At 60.1% G+C, this 22,435-nt stretch carries 23 protein-coding genes; 19 read left to right on the forward strand and 4 right to left on the reverse strand.

Translation table 11 applies throughout. The annotated features are described in order from the left end of the window. Positions 1 to 62: 62 nt before the first annotated feature. The 11 genes from tcyJ (at position 63) to AD666_RS04675 (ending at position 11,009) form a co-directional block, all read left to right on the forward strand. The gene (gene tcyJ / locus AD666_RS04625; RefSeq protein WP_053148024.1) at positions 63 to 863 is read left to right on the forward strand and encodes a cystine ABC transporter substrate-binding protein; all 801 of its coding nucleotides are present in this window, start codon (positions 63 to 65) and stop codon (positions 861 to 863) included. Beyond that, positions 863 to 1,528, forward strand: a complete 666-nt coding sequence (gene tcyL, locus AD666_RS04630) for a cystine ABC transporter permease (protein ID WP_053148026.1) — start codon at positions 863 to 865, stop codon at positions 1,526 to 1,528. Before tcyJ ends, tcyL begins: the two co-directional genes overlap by 1 nt. A gap of 3 nt (positions 1,529 to 1,531) precedes the next feature. Then, a complete protein-coding gene (gene tcyN, locus AD666_RS04635; protein WP_053148027.1) occupies positions 1,532 to 2,293 on the forward strand; it encodes an L-cystine ABC transporter ATP-binding protein TcyN in 762 nt (253 codons plus the stop codon). A gap of 486 nt (positions 2,294 to 2,779) precedes the next feature. Then, positions 2,780 to 3,547: a hypothetical protein gene (locus tag AD666_RS04640; RefSeq protein ID WP_053148029.1), complete on the forward strand. Its 768-nt coding sequence runs from the start codon at positions 2,780 to 2,782 to the stop codon at positions 3,545 to 3,547. Positions 3,548 to 3,795: 248 nt separating this feature from the next. Beyond that, entirely contained in the window at positions 3,796 to 5,037 is a 1,242-nt protein-coding gene (locus tag AD666_RS04645) for an SfnB family sulfur acquisition oxidoreductase (RefSeq protein WP_053148031.1), read from the forward strand. A gap of 23 nt (positions 5,038 to 5,060) precedes the next feature. Further along, positions 5,061 to 6,254: an SfnB family sulfur acquisition oxidoreductase gene (locus AD666_RS04650; protein ID WP_053148033.1), complete on the forward strand. Its 1,194-nt coding sequence runs from the start codon at positions 5,061 to 5,063 to the stop codon at positions 6,252 to 6,254. Beyond that, positions 6,254 to 7,621: an LLM class flavin-dependent oxidoreductase gene (locus tag AD666_RS04655; protein WP_053148035.1), complete on the forward strand. Its 1,368-nt coding sequence runs from the start codon at positions 6,254 to 6,256 to the stop codon at positions 7,619 to 7,621. The genes AD666_RS04650 and AD666_RS04655 overlap by 1 nt, the downstream gene beginning before the upstream one ends. Before the next feature lie 29 nt (positions 7,622 to 7,650). Continuing rightward, positions 7,651 to 8,460 carry a MetQ/NlpA family ABC transporter substrate-binding protein gene (locus AD666_RS04660; RefSeq protein ID WP_053148037.1) on the forward strand — a complete coding sequence of 270 codons (810 nt, stop codon included), beginning with the start codon at positions 7,651 to 7,653 and terminating at the stop codon, positions 8,458 to 8,460. Between the two features lie 2 nt (positions 8,461 to 8,462). Continuing rightward, positions 8,463 to 9,587, forward strand: a complete 1,125-nt coding sequence (locus AD666_RS04665) for a methionine ABC transporter ATP-binding protein (protein WP_053148039.1) — start codon at positions 8,463 to 8,465, stop codon at positions 9,585 to 9,587. Then, a complete protein-coding gene (locus AD666_RS04670) occupies positions 9,577 to 10,221 on the forward strand; it encodes a methionine ABC transporter permease (protein ID WP_053148040.1) in 645 nt (214 codons plus the stop codon). The genes AD666_RS04665 and AD666_RS04670 overlap by 11 nt, the downstream gene beginning before the upstream one ends. 161 nt (positions 10,222 to 10,382) lie before the next feature. After that, the gene (locus AD666_RS04675) at positions 10,383 to 11,009 is read left to right on the forward strand and encodes a bifunctional 2-polyprenyl-6-hydroxyphenol methylase/3-demethylubiquinol 3-O-methyltransferase UbiG (RefSeq protein ID WP_053148042.1); all 627 of its coding nucleotides are present in this window, start codon (positions 10,383 to 10,385) and stop codon (positions 11,007 to 11,009) included. 33 nt (positions 11,010 to 11,042) lie between these two features. On the opposite strand, the gene AD666_RS04680 is transcribed toward AD666_RS04675, so the two are convergent. Continuing rightward, positions 11,043 to 11,609: a transporter substrate-binding domain-containing protein gene (locus tag AD666_RS04680; protein WP_053148043.1), complete on the reverse strand. Its 567-nt coding sequence runs from the start codon at positions 11,607 to 11,609 to the stop codon at positions 11,043 to 11,045. A gap of 134 nt (positions 11,610 to 11,743) precedes the next feature. On the opposite strand from AD666_RS04680, the gene AD666_RS04685 reads away from it, so the two are divergent. Beyond that, a complete protein-coding gene (locus AD666_RS04685) occupies positions 11,744 to 12,169 on the forward strand; it encodes a DUF4399 domain-containing protein (RefSeq protein WP_053148045.1) in 426 nt (141 codons plus the stop codon). A gap of 199 nt (positions 12,170 to 12,368) precedes the next feature. On the opposite strand, the gene serA is transcribed toward AD666_RS04685, so the two are convergent. Beyond that, complete coding sequence (serA, locus tag AD666_RS04690) at positions 12,369 to 13,598, reverse strand: phosphoglycerate dehydrogenase (RefSeq protein WP_053148047.1); 1,230 nt, start codon at positions 13,596 to 13,598, stop codon at positions 12,369 to 12,371. A gap of 202 nt (positions 13,599 to 13,800) precedes the next feature. Here serA and AD666_RS04695 point away from each other — a divergent pair, with 202 nt between their 5' ends. The 4 genes from AD666_RS04695 to AD666_RS04710 all read left to right on the forward strand — a co-directional run bounded on the left by AD666_RS04695 (position 13,801) and on the right by AD666_RS04710 (position 18,079). Beyond that, the gene (locus AD666_RS04695) at positions 13,801 to 15,195 is read left to right on the forward strand and encodes an FAD-binding oxidoreductase (protein WP_053148049.1); all 1,395 of its coding nucleotides are present in this window, start codon (positions 13,801 to 13,803) and stop codon (positions 15,193 to 15,195) included. Positions 15,196 to 15,237: 42 nt separating this feature from the next. Continuing rightward, positions 15,238 to 15,903 (forward strand): fumarylacetoacetate hydrolase family protein, encoded by a 666-nt coding sequence (locus AD666_RS04700; protein WP_053148051.1) that lies wholly within the window; start codon positions 15,238 to 15,240, stop codon positions 15,901 to 15,903. A 211-nt stretch (positions 15,904 to 16,114) separates the two neighbouring features. Next, positions 16,115 to 17,047 (forward strand): SdiA-regulated domain-containing protein, encoded by a 933-nt coding sequence (locus AD666_RS04705; protein WP_053148053.1) that lies wholly within the window; start codon positions 16,115 to 16,117, stop codon positions 17,045 to 17,047. Positions 17,048 to 17,164: 117 nt separating this feature from the next. Further along, the gene (locus tag AD666_RS04710; protein ID WP_053148055.1) at positions 17,165 to 18,079 is read left to right on the forward strand and encodes an SdiA-regulated domain-containing protein; all 915 of its coding nucleotides are present in this window, start codon (positions 17,165 to 17,167) and stop codon (positions 18,077 to 18,079) included. A gap of 158 nt (positions 18,080 to 18,237) precedes the next feature. On the opposite strand, the gene rpiA is transcribed toward AD666_RS04710, so the two are convergent. After that, positions 18,238 to 18,912, reverse strand: a complete 675-nt coding sequence (rpiA, locus tag AD666_RS04715; RefSeq protein ID WP_053148057.1) for a ribose-5-phosphate isomerase RpiA — start codon at positions 18,910 to 18,912, stop codon at positions 18,238 to 18,240. 137 nt (positions 18,913 to 19,049) lie between these two features. On the opposite strand from rpiA, the gene ilvA reads away from it, so the two are divergent. After that, positions 19,050 to 20,564 carry a threonine ammonia-lyase, biosynthetic gene (gene ilvA / locus AD666_RS04720; RefSeq protein ID WP_053148059.1) on the forward strand — a complete coding sequence of 505 codons (1,515 nt, stop codon included), beginning with the start codon at positions 19,050 to 19,052 and terminating at the stop codon, positions 20,562 to 20,564. A gap of 38 nt (positions 20,565 to 20,602) precedes the next feature. Next, complete coding sequence (locus tag AD666_RS04725; protein ID WP_053148061.1) at positions 20,603 to 21,031, forward strand: DUF2269 domain-containing protein; 429 nt, start codon at positions 20,603 to 20,605, stop codon at positions 21,029 to 21,031. Between the two features lie 105 nt (positions 21,032 to 21,136). Here AD666_RS04725 and AD666_RS04730 read toward each other — a convergent pair whose 3' ends face one another. Continuing rightward, complete coding sequence (locus tag AD666_RS04730) at positions 21,137 to 21,793, reverse strand: HAD family phosphatase (RefSeq protein WP_053148063.1); 657 nt, start codon at positions 21,791 to 21,793, stop codon at positions 21,137 to 21,139. A 155-nt stretch (positions 21,794 to 21,948) separates the two neighbouring features. Between AD666_RS04730 and AD666_RS04735 the strand changes: the two genes are divergently transcribed. Continuing rightward, complete coding sequence (locus tag AD666_RS04735; protein WP_053148065.1) at positions 21,949 to 22,428, forward strand: RNA pyrophosphohydrolase; 480 nt, start codon at positions 21,949 to 21,951, stop codon at positions 22,426 to 22,428. Positions 22,429 to 22,435: the final 7 nt, after the last annotated feature.

The raw sequence follows: 22,435 nt of genomic DNA on the forward strand, positions 1-22,435 counted from the left end.
GATCGCGGCTATGCCTTCCTCATCCAACATAACGTCGTCATAAGAAAACACAGGGGCTTGTCATGAATTTTTCCGCATTACGTCGCAACCTGTTGGTAGGTTCGTTGGGCCTGGCGTTGAGCGCCGGGCTGCTGGGACAGGCGGTTGCCGGTGAGCAACTGCAGAAAATCAAGGATGCCGGTGAAATCAAGATCGGCTTGGAAGGCACTTATCCACCCTTCAGCTTCGTTGATGACAGCGGCAAACTGACCGGCTTCGAAGTGGAGTTTTCCGAAGCACTAGCCAAGGAATTGGGCGTGAATGTCAAACTGCAGACGACCCCTTGGGCCGGCATCCTCGCGGCGCTGGAATCCAAGCGTCTGGACGCCGTGGTCAACCAGGTGACCATTTCCGAGGAACGCAAGAAAAAATACGACTTCTCCGAGCCGTACACCATTTCCGGGATTCAAGCGCTGGTACTGACCAAGAAAGCCGACGAGCTGAACATCAAGAAGGCCGCTGACCTGGACGGTAAAAAAGTCGGCGTGGGCTTGGGGACCAACTACGAACAATGGGTCAAGGCTGAAGTACCGGGCGCCCAGGTCAAAACCTACGATGACGATCCGACCAAGTTCCAGGACCTGCGTGTCGGGCGCATCGACGCCATCCTGATCGACCGTCTGGCCGCGCTGGAATACGCCAGGAAAGCCAAGGACACCACCGTCACCAGCGAAGCCTTTTCGCGCCAGGAGGCCGGTATTGCATTGCGCAAAGGCGAGCCTGAGCTGTTGGCAGCCGTGAACAAGGCCATCGACAAGCTGCGCGCCGACGGCACGCTGAAAAAGCTTTCGGAAAAATACTTCAGCGCTGACGTCACTCAATAATGGAAGAGGCTTTTCAACTCGCGCTGGACTCCGCGCCCTTTTTGCTCAAGGGCGCGTATTACACAGTCATCCTCAGCCTTGGCGGCATGTTCTTCGGCTTGCTGCTGGGGTTCGGCCTGGCGTTGATGCGCTTGTCCCGCTTCAGGCTGGTAAGCTGGGTTGCCCGGGTCTACGTGTCGTTCTTTCGCGGCACGCCGCTGCTGGTGCAATTGTTCGTGATTTATTACGGGCTTCCGCAACTGGGCGTCGAGCTCGATCCGTTGCCGGCGGCACTGATCGGCTTTTCGCTGAACATGGCCGCCTACGCATGCGAAATCCTGCGAGCCGCCATCAGTTCCATCGAGCGGGGCCAGTGGGAAGCGGCGGCCAGCATCGGCATGACCCGGGCGCAGACCCTGCGTCGTGCCATCCTGCCGCAAGCGGCGCGCACAGCCTTGCCACCGCTGGGCAACAGTTTCATTTCCCTGGTCAAGGACACCGCGCTGGCGGCAACCATCCAGGTGCCTGAACTGTTCCGCCAGGCGCAGCTGATTACTGCCCGCACTTTCGAAATCTTCACCATGTATCTTGCCGCCGCGCTGATTTACTGGGTCCTGGCGAGTGTGCTGTCGCACTTGCAGAACGTCCTGGAAGCACGGGTCAATCGGCACGACCAGGAGTCCTGACCCATGATTGTCGTGGAAAAACTGACAAAGCAGTTCAAGGGTCAGGTGGTGCTCAACGGCATCGACCTGAAGATCGAAGAAGGCGAAGTCGTTGCAATCATCGGCCCCAGCGGTTCAGGCAAGACGACCTTCTTGCGCTGCCTGAACTTCCTGGAAGAACCCAGCAGCGGTCGGATCAAGGTCGGCGATATTGAGATCGATGGCAGCCGTCCATTGAACCAGCAACAGGGGTTGGTCCGGCGCCTGCGCCAGCAGGTGGGTTTCGTATTCCAGAACTTCAACTTGTTCCCCCACCGCACCGCACTGGAAAACGTCACCGAGGGTCCGATCGTGGTGAAAAAAACACCACGCTCCGACGCCGAAACCCTGGGCCGCAAGCTCTTGGCCAAGGTTGGGCTGGCCGGCAAGGAAAGTGCCTACCCACGGCGTCTCTCGGGCGGCCAGCAGCAACGCGTGGCCATTGCCAGGGCATTGGCGATGGAACCGCAGGTGATTCTGTTCGACGAACCGACTTCGGCTCTCGACCCGGAATTGGTAGGTGAAGTGCTGGCGACCATTCGTGGCCTGGCCGAGGAAAAACGCACCATGGTCATTGTGACCCACGAAATGGGCTTTGCCCGGGACGTGGCGAACCGCGTGGTGTTTTTCGACAAGGGCGTGATCGTGGAGCAAGGCGAAGCCAAGGCCTTGTTCGCCGCACCCAAGGAAGAACGCACTCGCCAGTTCCTCAGCAAGTTTCTTGCGGACGGACGCACGCCTCAATAATTCATCGACGCTTTCGTTACTTCCAGGGATGGAAGTTCGATCACAATGAATAGCAACTCACACACCTCTCTCTTAAAGCAGCAAAATTAAACTTCGCTTCAGCACATCCGCTATTTTCATGTGCGGTATATACCTGCCTCTCGCTGAACATCTCTGCGCCCATACTCCATCCAACCTCGCCTACCCACATGACCGGATAAGGGACGTTCCGAGGAAAAGGCAACACAGCGCAGTGTATTGTCGCCCCTAGAACGTAGGAAATCTCTGAAGCCTCACATAATTAATTATTAGATAAACACCTCTATTGACATCACAACTACCGGCCCCTTATCTAGAGCCCCACAGGCGCTGGACGTTATTTAATTCTTCGCGGCAGTGAAACCGAAGGGACCGGTTATGACCGCAATTAGAAAATTATGTCGCGATCAGAAACGCCTTTGATCTTTCCGAAACGGACTTCGTTTTTCAGGTATCAAGGAGAACACCATGACATGTACGTCGAATATTCCCGAACTGGCCGCGCCCACCCTGGTCAACGCCCACCGGACCGGCATCAACCTCACCAGTGCCGCACGCCTGGAAGTGACCATCGCTCCTTACCCCGGCATGGACGCCGGCGACCTGATCGAATTGTTCTGGGACAACTGCTACGTTGGTTCCCGCCTGCTGACCGAAGCTGATGTACAGACCAGTGTCACGCTGCGTATTCCGGAGAGCTTCATCATCAACGGTACCTCGCGCATCCACTATCGCGTGATGCAGGTCGGGCGCGGGCCGGCGCTGTCGGCAACGCAACGGGTGCAGGTCAAGCTCGACTGCCCCGGCGGCCAACCGTCTGCCCTCAGCGGTGATGAGAACCAGGGGCTGGCCCCCGTACGCATTCCAGCCGCCATCCGACGCCACGGCGTGAACCCGAGCCAGATCAAACGCGGCGTCCCACTGACCATCGAGCCCTACCTGAACATGGCGGCCGACGATGCGATTACCGTGCGCTGGGGTGACGTACGCATGGACCTGCCCCGGATCAAACCGTGCGAGGTAGGCCATCCGATCAACGTCTGGGTCCCTGCGCAAGTCATCCTCGAAGCGGGGGAAGACCTGCGCCTGGAAGTGACGTACTGCATTCTTGACCGTGTGGGCAACAACTCCCATTGGGCACCTCCCCGCACATTGAAGATCGGGTGCGCTGCCTCCTACCTGAAGAAATCGCTGATAGAGCCGCTGATGGCTGCCGAACCACGAACCAAATCCTGATCGCCCCGGTGGTGAGGGGATAAATACCTCGCCACACGTTCGTTCGCAAAAAGCTCTCTATTCATATCCCTAAAAGTTATTTCAAAAATAATTTACACACGCTTAGGGTATATGAACCGGACCACCGGACATTCCTGAGCCGCATTTATCGCGGCGTTTTCTTGAGATGTGAGGTGGGTAATGGAACGAAACACAATCACTCCGGCGCATTACGCCAAAGCTCTGCCAGCAGCCACGGAGCGGCGGTAATGTCTGATTTGGCCCAAGCAAAAGTCCAGAGCGACCTGGACGTCGCGCCGCCGTTGCTGCCCGCCCAGGTGCTGCGCAGCGACGCTGAAGCCATCAAGGCGGCCCACGCGCTGGCAGAGGTCGCCCGTCAACAGGCTGCGCGACGCGATCAACAGCGCAAACTGCCCTGGGCAGAGATCGAACAGTTCACACGCAGCGGGCTGGGCAGCATTGCAATCCCTCGTGAATACGGCGGCCCGCAAGTCTCGTTCGTCACCCTTGCCGATGTATTCGCGATTATTTCCGCCGCCGACCCGGCCCTCGGGCAGATTCCGCAGAACCAGTTCGGCGTGCTCCAGTTGATCCTCGGCACGGGCACCGAACGACAGAAAGACATCCTTTTGCGAAGCGTGCTTGCGGGATGGCGCATCGGCAATGCCGGGCCCGAACGTGGCGTGCGCAACACCCTTGAACTCAAGGCACGCATCACCGCTGACGGTGACGGCTATGTCATCAACGGGCAGAAATTTTATTCGACCGGCGCCCTGTTCGCCCATTGGGTGGCGGTCAAGGCGCTGAATGACGAGGGTCGGCAAGTGTTGGCGTTCGTGCGGCGCGGCACGCCGGGCCTGCGGATCGTTGACGACTGGTCGGGATTCGGCCAGCGCACCACGGCCAGCGGTACCGTGTTGCTGAACAACGTGCGGGTCGATGCCGAGCTGGTGCTGGACAACTGGCGCATCAACGAAACCCCTAACGTACAAGGCGCCATTTCACAACTGATCCAGGCCGCCATTGATGTGGGCATCGCCCGTGGCGCCATCGATGATGCCATCGCCTTCGTGCGCGAGCGATCTCGTCCGTGGATCGACGCCAAGGTCGAGCGGGCCAGCGACGATCCGTATGTGATCGCAGACATCGGCAAGCTGAAAATCGACCTGCACGCCGCCGAAGCGTTGTTGCGCAAGGCCGGCCAGGTGCTGGACCAGGTCAGCGCAGCCCCTGTCACTGCGCAATCCGCCGCCCGTGCCTCGATCGCCGTGGCTGAAGCCAAGGTGCTCAGCACCGAAATCGCTCTGCTCGCCAGCGAGAAGCTGTTCGAGCTGGCCGGCAGCCGCGCCACCCTCGCCGAATTCAACCTCGATCGTCACTGGCGTAACGCACGGGTCCATACGCTGCACGACCCGGTGCGCTGGAAGTACCACGCAATCGGTGCCTACCACCTGAACGGTACCTTGCCGGCCCGGCATTCCTGGATCTGACGACCCGACCTCTGGAGCAGCATATGACGCTTTCCCAACACGTCGCGGTGATCACCAGCGATGAACAAGCCCTGATCGTCGCCAGCGACCTGGCCGAGGACTTCAAGCGCGACAGTGCACTGCGCGATCGCGAACGTCGCCTGCCTTACCCGGAGCTGGAGGCGTTTTCCCGCTCCGGCCTGTGGGGCATCAGCGTGCCCAAGGCCTATGGCGGTGCAGGCGTTTCCAACGTCACGCTGGCCAAGGTCGTTGCGCTGATCGCCCAGGCCGACGGTTCCCTCGGGCAGATTCCACAGAATCATTTCTATGCACTGGAAGTCCTGCGGGTAAACGGCAGCGATGCGCAGAAACAGCGTCTGTACGCCCAAGTGCTGGCCGGGCAGCGGTTTGGCAATGCCCTGGCGGAACTCGGTACCCGGACCGCCCATGACCGCATCACCCAACTGCGCCGTGATGGCGATGACTATCGCATCAACGGCCGCAAGTTCTACGCCACGGGAGCGATTTACGCCCAGCGCATCCCTACGTCGGTAGTGGATGAAAACGGCGTGCAACAACTCGCGTTCGTCCCGCGCGACAGCAAAGGCCTGACAGTCATCGACGATTGGAGCGGTTTCGGCCAGCGCACCACCGGCAGCGGTTCGGTGGTGTTCGAGGATGTCCAGGTCGCTGCCGAGGACATCGTGCCGTTCCAGAGCGCCTTCGAACGCCCCACACCGGTAGGCCCGCTGGCACAGATTCTCCATGCGGCAATCGACACCGGTATCGCCCGCGCCGCTTACGAGGATGCCCTGCACTTTGTCCGCACCCGGACGCGGCCCTGGATCGACGCCACCAGCGACATCGCCACCGAGGACCCGCTCACGCTCAAGAGCTTCGGCCGGTTGAGCAGCCACCTGCACGCCGCCGAGGCTTTGCTCGAACGCGCCGGCGAGTTTCTCGACCGGGCCCAGGTCGACCCGAACGCCGAAACAGTCGCAGCGGCCTCGATTACCGTGGCCGAAGCACGAGCCATCAGCACGCAAGTGTCCCTGGCCACCAGTTCCACGCTGTTCGAACTGGCCGGCAGCCAGGCGACCCTGGCCGAACACGGCCTCGATCGCCACTGGCGCAACGCCCGGGTGCACACCTTGCATGATCCCGTGCGCTGGAAATATCACGCCGTGGGCAACTTCTATCTCAACGATGAGAAGCCGCCGCTACGGGGGACCATCTGATGGGCCAGGGCAAGAAAAAAATCCTGCTCAACGCCTTCAACATGAACTGCATCGGGCATATCAATCACGGCTTGTGGACTCATCCCCAGGATACGTCGACCCAATACAACACCCTCGAATACTGGACCGGGTTGGCGCAACTGCTGGAGCGCGGGTTGTTCGATGGCTTGTTCATCGCCGATGTGGTCGGGGTTTACGACGTGTACCAGCAATCGGTGGACGTCACGCTGAAAGAGTCGATCCAGTTGCCGGTCAACGACCCACTGCTGCTGGTTTCGGCGATGGCCGCCGTCACCCGCAACCTCGGTTTCGGCCTCACGGCCAACCTGACCTATGAGCCGCCGTACCTGTTTGCCCGGCGCATGAGCACTCTCGATCACCTGAGTCGCGGTCGGGTCGGCTGGAACATCGTTACTGGCTACCTGGACAGCGCGGCCAAGGCCATGGGCCTGACGGCCCAGGTCGAACATGACCGCCGCTACGACCAGGCCGACGAGTACCTGCAAGTGCTCTACAAACTCTGGGAGGGCAGTTGGGAAAACGACGCGGTGCTCAACGACCGCCAGCGAAGGATCTATGCGCAGCCAGAGAAAGTGCACAAGGTCCGTCACCAGGGCGAGTTCTATCAGGTCGAGGGCTACCACCTCTGCGAACCCTCGCCCCAGCGCACGCCGGTGTTGTTCCAGGCCGGCAGTTCTGAGCGGGGCCTGGTGTTTGCCGGGCGTCATGCCGAATGCGTGTTCATCAGTGGCCAGAACAAGACGGCCACCCGAGGCCAGGTGGACAAGGTCCGCGCCAGCGCCGTTCAGGCCGGGCGCGATCCGGCGGACATCAAAGTGTTCATGGGGCTGAACGTGATCGTCGGCGAGACCGAAGCGCACGCCTGGGCCAAGCATGCCGAGTACCTCGGCTATGCCAGCGCCGAAGCCGGGGTGGCGCATTTCTCCGCGTCAACCGGCATCGATTTTTCGCAATACGAACTGGACGAGCCGATCCAGTACGTGAAGAGCAACGCCATCCAGTCCGCCACCCGGATCCTGCAGCATAACGACTGGACCCGACGCCGGCTGCTGGAACAGCACGCGTTGGGCGGTCGCTACATCACGGTAATCGGCTCGCCAGTCCAGGTGGCCGATGAGCTCGAATCCTGGATCGCCGAGACCGGCCTCGACGGTTTCAACCTGACCCGCATCGTGACACCCCAGAGCTATGTGGATTTCATCGATCTGGTGGTGCCTGAACTGCAGCGACGCGGCTCGTACAAGACCGAATACGACAGCGGCACTCTGCGGGAAAAGCTGTTTCACGCCGAGGCGCATCTGCCGGCGCGACACACGGGCGCGGACTATCGCCACAAAGGCCTATGAACCCATTTAATCATCGACTGGAAAAAACCATGACCCAGCACTCCCTTTCTTTGCCAGTCAAAGCATTGGCTCTGGCCTTCGGCCTGTTCAGCTCGACCCTGTTTGCCGCCGATGCGCCATTGAAAATCGGTACCACCGCCGCATTCGCCATCCCCCTGGAAGCCGCCGTGGCAGAGGCCGACAAGCAAGGCCTGAAGGTCGAGCTGGTGGAGTTCAGCGACTGGATCGCGCCCAACGTCAGCCTGGCTTCAGGCGACATCGACGTGAACTACTTCCAGCACATCCCGTTCCTGGAAAACGCCAAGGCCGCCGCCGGATTCGACCTGGTGCCGTTCGCGCCAGGAATCATCAACAACGTCGGCCTCTATTCGAAAAAGTACAAAAGCTTCGACGAACTGCCCGAGGGCGCGAGCGTCGCCATTGCCAACGACCCGATCAACAGTGGGCGTGGCTTGCAACTGCTGGCCAAGGCCGGGCTGATCACGCTCAAGCCGGGCGTGGGCTACAAGGCCACCGAAGATGACATCGTGGCCAACCCGAAGAAACTGAGGATCCTGCAGGTCGAAGCCGTGCAACTGGTGCGCGCTTATGAAGACGCCGACCTGGTACAGGGCTACCCCGCCTACATCCGACTGGCGAATACCTTCGATGCCACCTCCGCTCTGCTGTTCGACGGTCTCGATCATAAGGAATACGTCATCCAGTTCGTGATCCAGCCCAAGAGCAAGAACGACCCGCGGCTGATCAAGTTCGTCGATATCTATCAACACTCGCCTGCCGTGCGCGCTGCCCTGGACAAGGCTCACGGCAAGCTCTACCAGGCCGGCTGGGAAGGCTGATCATGAACGCCGTCAATGCTCGACTCCGACCTGAAATACCTGCGCTGCCGAGCGCCGAACGTACCGAGCTGCATCCGCACTTGAATCGCGCTCACATCCGCTTCATCGGTCTGGGCAAAACCTACAACGGCAGCCAGGGCCCGGTGGCGGCACTGCAAGGTATCGACCTGGCGATCCAACGCGGAGAGGTCTTCGGCATCATCGGTCGCAGCGGAGCCGGAAAATCGTCGCTGATCCGCACCATCAACCGCCTGGAACAACCTACCAGCGGGCGGGTGCTGATCGATCAAGTGGACATCGGCGGGTTCGATGAAGACCGGCTGGTGGAACTGCGCCGGCGTATCGGCATGATCTTCCAGCACTTCAACCTGATGTCGGCCAAAACCGTGTGGCAGAACGTGGAGCTGCCATTGAAGGTGGCCGGTGTGCCGAAGGAGCAGCGTCGGCGCAAAGTCCGTGAGTTGCTTGAACTGGTCGGCCTGCAAGGCAAGCACGAGGCTTACCCGGCGCAGCTCTCGGGCGGCCAGAAACAGCGTGTCGGCATCGCCAGGGCGCTGGTGCATGACCCGCAGATCCTGCTGTGCGACGAAGCCACCTCGGCCCTGGATCCGGAAACCACTCAATCGATCCTCGGCCTGCTACGCGAAATCAACCAGCGGCTGGGCCTGACCATTGTGTTGATCACCCATGAGATGGCGGTGATTCGCGAAGCGTGCGACCGGGTGGTGGTGCTCGAGCAAGGGCGGATCGTCGAACAAGGGCCGGTTTGGCAAGTCTTTGGCAATCCGCAACACGAGGTCAGCCAGACACTGCTGGCACCGCTGCAGCATGCACTGCCTGAAGAATTGCAGAACCGCCTGCAAGCGCAGCCGGCATCGGCGGACGCCGCGACCGTGTTGCGTTTGCAATTCACCGGCACGGCACAGGATGAACCGGACCTCGCGGCCTTGTTCAGCGCCCTCGGCGCAAGGGTGCGGTTGCTGCAGGGTGGCATCGAACGGATCCAGGGCCATGGGCTGGGGCAATTATTGCTGGCGGTCAGCGGCTCTTCATTGGGTGCGGAAGAACTGCGCGAACGGGCCGGGCATTGGGCGCAACGGGTGGAGGTGCTGGGTTATGTGGTTTGATCGCCTGCTGCAGGGTTTTATCGACACATTCCTGATGGTGGGTGTGTCGTCGCTGATCGCTTTGCTGGCCGGGATTCCGCTGGCGGTGATCCTGGTCACCAGCGGCAAGGGCGGGATCTACGAGGCGCCAGCCCTGAATCGCGCCCTGGGTGCGTCCGTGAACCTGTTCCGCTCGATACCGTTCCTGATCCTGATGGTAGCGCTGATTCCATTCACGCGCCTGGTCGTCGGCACCACCTACGGAGTGTGGGCCGCCGTGGTGCCATTGACCATCGCCGCCACGCCGTTCTTCGCCCGTATTGCCGAGGTCAGCCTGCGGGAAGTCGATCATGGCCTGATCGAGGCCGCCCAGGCCATGGGCTGCCGGCGCTGGCATATCGTCTGGCATGTGCTGTTGCCCGAAGCGCTGCCAGGTATCGTCGGCGGGTTTACCATCACCCTGGTGACCATGATCAACTCCTCGGCCATGGCCGGCGCCATCGGGGCCGGCGGCCTGGGAGACATCGCCTACCGCTACGGCTACCAGCGCTTCGACAGCCAGATCATGCTCACGGTCATCGTGTTGCTGGTGGCTCTGGTGGCGTTGATCCAGCTGGGCGGAGACCGACTGGCACGGGGGTTGAACAAGCGCTGAGTTTGTAGGAACTGTGGGAGCAAAGCTTGCTCGCGATGAGCGACGACATGGTATTGAAGTTAAAACCGTGTCGCCTGCTCGCGAGCAAGCTTTGCTCCCACAGGAGGTAACCCGGGATGTGCGGTATAGTCTGCCCACGCTCCCCTATCCAGTCCACGATCATGAAACGCACCCCCGAAGACCTGCAAGCCATTACCTCCACGACCCTGGACAACTACAACGCGGTCGCCGAGAGCTTTCGAGAGGGTACTCGTGACCACGATGTCAGCCAGAACATCGATGCGTTGCTGCGACATATCCAAGCCCAGGGTCCGTTTCACATCCTCGACTTCGGCTGCGGGCCCGGACGGGACCTGCAAACGTTCACGCAACTGGGCCATGTCGCGGTCGGTCTCGACGGCTCGCAAGCGTTTGTCCGCATGGCACGGCAGGACAGCGGGTGCGAGGTCTGGCAGCAAGACTTCCTGAAACTCGACCTGCCGGACGAACGTTTCGACGGGATCTTCGCCAACGCCGTGCTGTTCCATGTTCCCGTCCAGGAACTGCCCAGGGTACTCAAGCAATTACACGCCACGCTCAAGCCCGGCGGTGTGCTCTTCAGCTCCAACCCCCGGGGCGACAATCAGGAGGGCTGGAACGGCCAGCGTTTTGGTGCCTACCACGACCTCACGGCCTGGCGTGCGTTGCTTGGCGAAGCGGGTTTCGTGGAGCTGGAGCACTACTACCGGCCGACTGGGCTGCCGCGGGCGCAACAGCCTTGGCTGGCAAGTGTCTGGCGTAAAAGCTGAGGGCAGGCGTGACAGGCCAGGCCCTCTGTGCTGTCACTCCTGCTTGCCCAACCATTTTTGCGACAACTGCTCCAGTCGACCGTCATCCTTGATGCGCGTCAGGGCATTGTCCAGGCTGGCCTTGAAGGCCGGATTCCCCTTCTGGAACGGAATCACCAGGCTTGGTGCCGGTCCATGTTTTTCCTGCGCCTGGAAAGACTGCGTCAGCACCATGGGACGTTGCGCCTGATCCTGGCTCGCGAACATTTGAGCATCCGGCTGGACGTACGTGGCGCTGGTGTCGAAACGTTCCGCCAGTTCCGGGGTCATTGCTATGTGATTGATGGCGACGTCGTATTTGCCGCTTTCTACACCGGTCAACATGTCCGCGGCATCAGTGACCACGAAGTCGGCGCGCACATCGAGCTCACCGGCCAGCATCTGACCCAGTTCCACTTCAAAGCCGGTGAGTTTGCCGTCCTCCTTGAAGTTGAATGGAGGAGTATTGGCCTCGAGGGCAATGCGCAGTTCGCCACGGTCGTTGACGTCATCGATCAGTTCGGCATGGGCCAACGGGCTCAGAAGGGGTAGCAGGCAAATCAGGCCAGGCAACAAACGCATGGTCACTCCTTGGTATTTGTACAAGCGACGCTCGTTTCAGGCTCGCTTTGCTATGGTTGTCGCAGGCTTCGACAACGAATGGTCACGAAGTTGTCACGACCCTGCGGATTTCATGGAAAAAACAGGAGAAAAAAATGAAAAGCTTTATGTCACGTGCCGTGTTGGCCAGCCTGTTGTTGGGGACTTCGATGCTGGCGACAGCTGCGACCCCTGCTCCCAAAGGCGCGGAAGTGTTCATCGTTTCCCCGGAAGACGGCGCCACCGTTCCTCAGGAGTTCAAAGTCAGGTTCGGCGTCAAGAAAATCGCCCTGGCCCCGGCGGGCGATATCACCAAGAATACCGGGCACCACCATTTGCTGATCGATGTCGACAAACTTCCCCCCGCGGGCGCACCGATTCCAACCGACGCCAACCATATGCACTTCGGCAAGGCGCAAACCGAGGCCACCATCAAGCTGACACCGGGCAAGCACACCTTGCAGCTGGAACTGGGCGATTCCGGGCATATGCCGTTCGATCCCCCCATTGTTTCCAAGAAGATCACGGTCAATGTGAAATAACCGAGCCCTTCCGGACACGATGACCTACATGTGGGAGCGGGCTTGCTCGCGAATGCGGTGTATCGTCAACATATTCGTTGAATGTAGCGGCCTGTTCGCGAGCAAGCCCGCTCCCACAAGATTCCGTGTGTGCCAGTAAGAAAAAACGGGAGCCCCTGCGGGCTCCCGTTTTTTCTGTCATCCACATCAGCGCTGTTTGTTAGAACAGCACCCGGCAACGAATGGTGCCATTGACGTGCTGCAGCTTTTCCTGCGCCAAGTCAGAGTATTCGGCATCGACGTCGATCACGACGTAACCGACTTTCTCGTTGGTCTGCAGGAACTGACCGGAGATGTTGATGCCGTTTTCCGCGAAGACCTTGTTGATCTCGCTCATCACACCCGGAATGTTTTCGTGGATGTGCAGCAGACGGTGCTTGCCAGGGTGCGCCGGCAGAGCCACTTCCGGGAAATTCACCGACGATACCGACGTACCGTTGTCGCTGTACTTGACCAGTTTCTCCGCCACTTCCAGACCGATGTTGGCCTGGGCTTCAGCGGTGGAGCCGCCGATGTGAGGGGTCAGGATCACGTTGTCCAGGCCACGCAGCGGGCTTTCGAAGATATCGTCGTTGGAACGCGGTTCCACCGGGAACACGTCGATGGCGGCGCCGATCAGGTGCTTGTCCTTGATCGCTTCGGCCAGGGCCTCGAGCTTGACCACGGTGCCCCGCGCGGCGTTGATCAGGATCCCGCCCTTCTTGATGGCGCGGATCTCCTTCTCGCCGATCATCCACTGGGTCGCCGGGGTTTCCGGAACGTGCAGGGTCACGATGTCGGACATGCCCAGCAGCTCGTGCAGGTCATTGACCTGGGTGGCGTTGCCCAATGGCAGCTTGGTCACGGTGTCGTAAAAGAACACCTGCATGCCCAGGCCTTCGGCCAGGACCGACAGTTGGGTACCGATCGAACCGTAGCCGACGATGCCCAGCTTCTTGCCACGGATCTCGAAGGAGTTGGCCGCGCTCTTGATCCAGCCGCCACGGTGGCAGGAAGCGTTTTTCTCGGGGATGCCGCGCAGCAGCAGGATCGCTTCGGCCAGCACCAGTTCGGCAACGGAACGGGTGTTGGAGTACGGCGCGTTGAACACTGCAATGCCGCGTTCACGGGCCGCGTCGAGGTCGACCTGATTGGTACCGATGCAGAAGCAGCCAACCGCCACCAGCTTCTTGGCGTGGTCGAAGATCTCCTCGGTCAACTGGGTACGGGAGCGAATGCCGATGAAGTGAGCATCGGCGATCTTTTCCTTGAGCTGGGCTTCCGGCAGAGAACTGGTGATGTACTCGATACTGGTGTAGCCCGCCGACTTGAGGACGTCGACAGCCGATTGGTGGACGCCTTCGAGGAGAAGGAACCTGATCTTGCTCTTATCGAGAGAAGTCTTGCTCATCTGCGTAAACCTGTGTCCCGGAAAAAATGGCAGGGAATCGGACAGCTCAATGCTGGCCCGACCGGCGTGACCGCCGTCGCCGCAGAACGCCCTTCGGCACTGTTCCACGGGGGCGGTATGCTAGCATATGCGACCTGTAAACACTCATTCTGCGACATGAAGCGTTCTCAGGGTGACCATGAATTGTTCGAGAGTTCTGTCGATGACCCATCCTGTCCTGATAGAAGAGCTGAAGACCCTGGTCGAACCCGGCAAGGTTCTGACCGACGCCGACTCCCTCGAAGCCTATGGCAAGGATTGGACCAGGCACTTCGCTCCGGCGCCGACGGCCATCGTTTTCCCCAAGACCATTGAACAGGTCCAGGCCATCGTGCGCTGGGCCAACCAACACCGGATCGCCCTGGTGCCATCGGGCGGACGCACCGGTCTTTCCGCGGCGGCCGTGGCGGCCAACGGTGAAGTGGTGGTGTCGTTCGATTACATGAACCAGATTCTCGACGTCAACCTCACCGATCGCACCGCCGTCTGCCAGCCAGGGGTGATCACCGAACAGTTGCAGAACACGGCCGAGGAACACGGGCTGTATTACCCGGTGGACTTCGCTTCGGCCGGCTCGAGCCAGATTGGCGGCAATATCGGCACCAATGCCGGCGGAATCAAGGTCATTCGCTACGGCATGACCCGCAACTGGGTCGCAGGGATAAAGGTGGTGACCGGCAAGGGCGACCTGCTGGAATTGAACAAGGACTTGATCAAGAACGCCACCGGCTATGACCTGCGACAGCTGTTCATCGGTGCCGAAGGCACCCTCGGTTTCGTGGTCGAAGCCACCCTGCGCCTGGACCGGGCGCCGAGAAACCTGACGGCCATGGTGCTCGGAACGCCGGATTTCGACTCGATCATGCCTGTGCTCCATGCGTTTCAGGGCAAGCTCGACCTGACCGCGTTCGAGTTCTTTTCCGACAAGGCTCTGGCCAAAATCCTAGGCCGTGGCGACGTGCCGGCGCCGTTCGAAACCGAATGCCCCTTTTACGCCTTGCTGGAATTCGAAGCCACCACCGAAGCAGTCGCCAACCAGGCCCTGGAAACCTTCGAGCACTGTGTGGAACAGGGCTGGGTACTGGACGGCGTGATGAGCCAGAGCGAAACCCAGCTGCAGAACCTGTGGAAATTGCGCGAGTACATTTCGGAAACCATTTCCCACTGGACCCCGTACAAGAACGACATCTCGGTGACGGTTTCAAAAGTCCCGGCGTTCCTGCGGGAAATAGACGGGATCGTCAGCCAGCACTATCCGGATTTCGAAGTCGTCTGGTACGGTCACATCGGCGACGGTAACCTGCACCTGAACATCCTCAAGCCGGACAACCTGAGCAAGGACGAATTTTTCACCAAGTGCGCAACGGTGAACAAATGGGTTTTTGAAATCGTCGAGAAGTACAACGGCTCGATTTCCGCCGAACACGGCGTGGGGATGACCAGACGCGATTACCTGACCTACAGTCGCTCGCCAGCGGAGATTGAATACATGAAAGCCATCAAGGCCGTATTCGATCCGAACGGCATCATGAATCCAGGCAAAATTTTCGCGATTTGATGTGTATGAACACCTGATGAATTCCAGGAAAAGGAGTCGGTAATGAGTTATCAGCACCAGTACGTCGACGGTACCCGCATCCATTTTCCAGTCGGGAAAGTCGTTTGCATCGGCCGCAACTACGCCGAGCACGCCAAGGAACTGGATAACCCGGTGCCCACCGAACCCTTGCTGTTCATCAAGCCAGGCAGCTGCGTGGTACCGCTGGAGGGCGGTTTCAGCATTCCTGTGGAACGCGGCTCGGTGCATTACGAAGCTGAAATCGCCGTGCTGATCGGCAAGCCATTGTCGACCCGGCCCAGTGTCGAAGAAGTGCTGGACGCGATCTCCGGCTTCGCCCCGGCGCTGGACCTGACCCTTCGGGACAAACAGGCCGAACTCAAGGCCAAGGGCCTGCCGTGGGAAATCGCCAAGTCCTTCGACGGCGCGGCGGTGATCGCCCCCTTCGTATCCAACGCAACCTTCGCCGACCTGACCGACATTCCCGTGCGCCTGACCATCAACGGTGAAGTACGCCAGGACGGCAATAGCAGCCTGATGCTCAACCCCATCGTGCCGATGATCCAGTACATGGCCGGCTGCTTCTCGCTGCAGGCCGGCGACGTGATCCTCACCGGCACCCCGGCGGGCGTCGGTCCGTTGAATGTGGGGGATGAACTGGTGCTGGAATTGCCAGGCGCGAGCCGCTTCGAAAGCAGCGTCCGCTGAAGGCAACGCCGCTGGCTTTTCTGTGGGAACGCGCTTGCTCGCGATAGCGATTTATCAGTCAGAACGCAATCGCGAGCAGGCTCGCTCCACAGGGCTGGAGGAGCTCATTCCTGGTTTTACCGTTTTTTTCACATGCCATCCGGATAATTCCGGGGAATGCGGCATCTGAGCCAACCATTCCCAGCCCGAATCATCCGGAACGCATCCCCCGATGGCCAAGACCCAAGCCCTGCCCCGCGTCAAACCTGCCCGCCGCTCTCGTTTTGCCCTGCCCTGGTATGCCTGGTCACTGCTGGCAATGGCTGCGGCTTATGGCCTGGCGTTTGCGATGCATTGGGATGATCGGGGTTTGCTTTGGCTTTCGGAACATTTCCAAAGCCCCGCCCAACGCCAGGAAAGCGTCTGGCTGCCCGACTACCGCGCCGTGATCGATGCCAAGCCGCTACCAGGCATGGAGAAAGATGAAGCCTCCGATGTAACCTACGACCCGCAAACCAAGACCCTGTTTGCCGTCATGGGCAAGCATGCATTCCTGGTGGAACTGTCGTTGCAGGGGGACGTACTGCGCAAGATGCCATTGGTGGGTTGGGATAACCCCGAAGGCGTGACATCCATGGGCAACGGGCTGCTGGCCATTACCGACGAGCGCTCGCATACCCTGTCGATCATTCGGGTCGACACCGATACCCGCGAGCTGAACATTGCCGATTTCCCTCGGTACGACCTCGGGCCTTCAAAAAACCAGAACAAGGGATTCGAAGCGGTGGCCTGGGATCCAGGCAACCACCAACTGGTATTGGGCGAAGAGCGTCCGCCGGCGTTGTTCACCTGGAAGAGCGATGGCAGCCAGTTGCTCAAAGGCGACAAGCAGATCCATGTCAGCAATGAACTGGACCTGCGCAACCTTTCGGCGCTGGCGATCGATCCCCGGACCGGTCACATGCTGGTACTTTCGTCCGACTCCCACCTGTTGCTGGAGTTGGATGAAAAAGGCGAGCAGGCCAGTTTCATGACCTTGCTGGGTGGCTTCAATGGATTGAAAGACACCATTCCCCGCGCCGAAGGCGTCACCGTGGATGAGGCGGGCAACGTGTACATGGTCAGCGAGCCCAACCTGTTCTATCGTTTCGAAAAACAACGCTGATCAGCTGACTCTGTAAGGCGATTCTTCCTTCGTTGTAGGGTGTGGCATACCGCCATTAAGCTTCAGTTCAGGCAGTCGTGGTATTTCCAGCCACCTGTTCTTATCCGAGCCACCCACATGCGCCGACTTGTCCGCCCCAAACCCCTGATCCTGATTCTGCTGGCGACCGCTCTGATCCTCCTGATCGCGGCTGGCCAGTATCTGCGCCTGTTCGAGCGCGCCTGGTTCAATCTCAACACCCTCTGGCAGCCCACCAATGAACAAGCCATTGCCCTGGATCAATACCGGGTGACCGTGGAAGCACAGGTTATCGAGGGGCTGAACGACGATGTCTCGGCGCTGACGTTCGATCCGGTCCGCAAAAGCCTGTTCACCGTCACCAACAAGAATGCCGAACTGATTGAGCTGTCATTGGACGGCAGAATCCTGCGGCGCATGGCGCTGATCGGCTTTGGTGATCCGGAAGCGGTGGAATTCATCAGTGAAAACACCTACGTCATCAGTGACGAACGCCAGCAGCGCCTGATCAAGATCCATCTGGACGAAGACACTCGGTTCCTCGATGCGGCCGACGCCGAACAGATGACCCTGGGCGTGCACATGAGCGGCAACAAGGGCTTCGAAGGGCTGGCCTACGATTCCGTGGGCAAGCGGCTGTTCGTGGCCAAGGAACGCGACCCGATGCTGATTTATGAAGTGCAGGGATTTCCTCACCATAAACCGGAAAAGTCCTATGCGGTTCACGTCATCAATAACCCCAAGCGTGATGCCGGGCTGTTCGTACGCGACCTATCGAGCCTGCAATACGATGAACGCAGCGGCCATCTGCTGGCGCTGTCCGATGAATCCCGATTGATTATCGAGCTGGATATCGACGGGCGGCCGTTGAGCACGTTGTCGTTGAGCAAGGGCCGCCAGGGTTTGCAGAAAACCGTGCCCCAGGCCGAAGGGCTCGCCATGGACGATGACGGCACCCTGTATGTGGTGAGCGAGCCGAATCTGTTTTACGTGTTCAAGAAACCACAACGCTGACCCACGAACCATGAGCCCACACGGTTTCCACTGTGGGAGCGGGCTTGCTCGCGAACTCGCTGGAGCAGGCAACAAATCTACCGACTGGACCCACCGCATTCGCGAGCAAGCCCACTCCCACAGGATTTTGAGCGCAGCCAATAAATGGCAGCCGTGGCTTACTCCGCACGCAGGGTCTTCACCCCTTCCGCCGTCCCCAGCAGCAACACATCCGCCGGGCGCGCCGCGAACAGACCGTTGGTGACCACGCCGACGATGGTGTTGATCTGGCTCTCCAGCTCCACCGGGTTGGTGATCTGCAGGTTATGCACATCCAGGATGATGTTGCCGTTATCGGTCAGCACGCCCTCGCGATACACCGGGTCGCCGCCCAGCTTCACCAGTTGACGGGCCACATGGCTGCGGGCCATCGGGATGACTTCCACCGGTAACGGGAATGTGCCCAGCACTGGCACCAGCTTGCTGGCGTCGGCGATGCAGATGAAGGTCTTGGCCACGGCCGCGACGATCTTCTCCCGCGTCAGGGCTGCGCCGCCGCCCTTGATCAGGTTCAGGTGCGCATCGCTTTCATCGGCGCCATCGATATAGAACTCCAGGTCGCTCACGGTGTTGAGCTCGTACACCGGGATCCCGTGGCCCTTCAAGCGTGCGGCGGTGGCTTCGGAGCTGGCGACCGCGCCATCGAACGCACCCTTGTGCTGCGCCAGCGCGTCGATGAAGCAGTTGGCCGTCGAGCCGGTGCCGACCCCGACGATGCTCTTGTCATCCAGCTTGGGAAGGATGAGGTCGACGGCGGCCTGGGCCACGGCCTGTTTGAGTTGATCCTGGGTCATGCTGGCTCCGGAAACGGGCTGGGAGTAGAGAGGGGCGCGAGTATAACCCAACAAAACCTCGGGATTCGTGTGGTCGCCCGGCCAAAAGCCGGGTTAGACTCCTTGGCCCTGCCCAACCCGCCCAGTGATGCTTTCCGATGCTCGAACAGTACGTCAAAAAGATCCTCACCTCGCGCGTCTACGACGTGGCCGTGGAAACCCCGCTCCAGACCGCCCGCCAGCTTTCCGAGCGGCTGGGTAACAGCGTCTGGCTCAAACGCGAAGACCTTCAACCGGTGTTCTCGTTCAAGATTCGCGGGGCCTACAACAAACTGACCCAGCTCAGCGATGAAGAGCGTGCACGCGGCGTGGTCACCGCTTCGGCGGGCAACCACGCCCAGGGACTGGCCCTGGCGGCCAAGGTACTGGGCGTGAAAGCAACCATCGTGATGCCCAAGACCACACCGGAAATCAAGGTTGAAGGTGTGCGTTCCCGCGGCGGCAAGGTCGTTTTGCATGGCGACTCGTTTCCCGAGGCCCTGGCCTATTCCTTGAAACTGGTCGAAGAAAAAGGCTACGTCTACATTCACCCCTACGACGATCCTCACACCATTGCCGGGCAGGGCACGGTGGCGATGGAGATCCTGCGCCAGCACCCTGGGCGCCTGGATGCGATTTTTGTCCCGGTGGGCGGCGGCGGACTGATCGCTGGCATCGCGGCCTATGTGAAATACTTGCGACCAGAGATCAAGATCATCGGTGTCGAGCCGGACGACTCCAATTGCCTGCAAGCGGCACTGGCAGCGGGTGAACGCGTGGTACTGCCGACCGTGGGACTGTTTGCCGACGGAGTCGCCGTGGCGCAGATCGGCCAGCATACGTTCGATATCTGCAAGCATCATGTAGACGAAGTCATCACCGTCAGCACTGACGAGATCTGCGCTGCAATCAAGGATATCTACGACGATACCCGCTCGATCACCGAACCTGCCGGCGCATTGGGTGTCGCCGGCATCAAGAAGTACGTCGAATCGCGCGGCATCAGCGGTCAGACCCTGGTTGCTATCGACTCCGGTGCCAACGTGAACTTCGACCGCCTGCGCCACGTAGCCGAACGCGCCGAACTGGGCGAGGGGCGCGAAGCGATCATCGCGGTGACCATTCCCGAGCAACCGGGCAGCTTCAAGGCGTTCTGCGAAGCCATCGGCAAGCGCCAGATCACCGAATTCAACTACCGATACAACACCGGCAGCGAGGCGCACATTTTCGTCGGCGTGCAGACGCACCCGGAAAACGACCCGCGCAGCGCACTGATTGCCAGTCTTAGCGAGCAAGGTTTCCCGGTGCTGGACCTGACCGATAACGAACTGGCCAAGTTGCACATCCGCCACATGGTGGGCGGGCACGCGGCACATGTCGTCGACGAAGTGGTCCTGCGCTTCGAATTCCCCGAACGCCCGGGAGCGCTGTTCAACTTCCTCAACAAGCTTGGCGGGCGCTGGAACATCTCGATGTTCCACTACCGCAACCATGGCGCGGCGGATGGCCGCGTGGTCGCGGGGCTGCAGGTTCCCCACGATGAACGCCACCTGGTCCCCGCTGCCCTGGAGCAGATCGGTTATCCGTACTGGGATGAAAGCGATAACCCGGCGTACCAGCTGTTTCTTGGCTGAGGGACTACGCTCAAGGGCAAGCAATAAGGAAGCGAACGATGGAAACATTAACCGCCCTCAGAATCACCCATATCGTGGCGACCGCGCTGCTGTTGATCGGCGCGGCGGGACTGGCCGTCTGGGTCTGGCGCGCCCGGCGCCGTGGGGATGCGATGGCTCATACCCGAACCTTGCAACGCCCCCGGGTGTTCGTCTGGCTATTGATGGGCCTGGCGCTGTTGAGCATGCCGTTCACGGGTTGGTGGATGGTGCATCTGGTGGGCTGGCCGCTGGGACAAACCTGGTTGCTGGCGTCCAGCGTGCTCTACACGGTGGCGGTGTTGGCGGGGTTCTGGTTGTTGGTGCGCTTGAACAGACTGCGCACGTTGCCAGCGGCGGGCAACGGCCGGTTTACGCTGGCCTTGGCGCTGTTCGGTTTTGTCTGCCTGATTGCCATTGCGGGGTTGATGGGGGCCAAGCCGGTTTAGGGCCGGGAACCGCGTTGCCCCTTTTCGCGAGCAAGCCCGCTCCCACAGGGGTTTTGTGAACGACGCAATACCCTTGTGGGAGCGAACCTGCTCGCGATAGCAATCTCAGCCGCGCAAAGAAATCACCGGCCAACCGCGCTTCTCGGCCTCGGCCTTGAGATTCGGATCCGGGTCCACCGCCACCGGATGTGTGACGACCTCCAACAACGGCAAGTCGTTCATCGAATCGCTATAGAAGTAGCTGCCTTCCAGGGAATGTCCGGTTTCCTCCAGCCAGCGGTTCAAGCGGGTCACCTTGCCCTCGCGAAAGCAAGGGATGTCGGTGCTGCGTCCGCTGTAGCGGCCGTCGATCATCTCGCATTCGGTGGCAATCAGGGTCTCGACGCCCAGGCGCTCGGCAATCGGCGCAGTAACGAAACGGTTGGTGGCGGTGATGATTACCAGCTTGTCGCCGGCGTCGCGGTGTTTCTTCAGCAATTCGATGGCCTGGGGCAACACAATCGGCTCGATGCAGTCGCGCATGTAGTCCAGATGCCATTGGGCCAGCACTTCCATCTCGGTGCGCCCGAGAATCTCCAGACAAAAATTCAGGTACTCGGCGTTGTCGAGCTTGCCGGCCAGGTAATCCTGGTAGAACTCATCGTTACGCGCCTTGTAGGTAACGGCATCCAGGAAGCCACGCTCACACAGGTAATCGCCCCAGGCGTGGTCGCTGTCGCCGCCCAACAATGTGTTGTCCAAGTCGAATAAAGCCAGCCGCATTGCAGTTACTCGCTGAAAATTCTAAAGAAAGGTGCCCAGAATACGGACTTTTCACACCAGTGCACATAAGCTAGTGGCCAGTGTGGTCAGGCTCGTTGCTGCTTTCACAACCTTTGTGGAACAATGCGGCGACATGCGTTTGCGAGGTTGTTGCCGTGATCGATCCCGATGGTTTCCGTCCCAATGTGGGGATCATTCTTACGAATGATGCTGGGCAGGTGCTATGGGCTCGCCGTATCAATCAAGACGCCTGGCAGTTTCCCCAGGGTGGGATCAACCCCCAGGAGACGCCGGAAGAGGCTTTGTACCGCGAGTTGAACGAAGAAGTAGGGCTGGAGCGCGAAGATGTCGAAATTCTCGCCTGCACCCGTGGCTGGTTGCGCTATCGTTTGCCGCAACGCCTGGTCAGGACGCACAGCCAGCCGCTGTGCATCGGCCAGAAGCAGAAATGGTTTCTCCTGCGTCTGCTCTCCAACGAGCAGCGGGTGCGGATGGATTTGACCGGTAAACCGGAGTTCGATGGCTGGCGCTGGGTCAGTTATTGGTATCCGTTGGGCCAGGTGGTGACATTCAAGCGCGAGGTGTACCGACGCGCCCTCAAAGAGCTTGCCCCGCGCCTGCTGACGCGCGACTGACGACGGA

The organism is Pseudomonas sp. Pf153 (genome assembly GCF_001269775.1).
Taxonomy (GTDB): Bacteria; Pseudomonadota; Gammaproteobacteria; order Pseudomonadales; family Pseudomonadaceae; genus Aquipseudomonas; species Aquipseudomonas uvaldensis.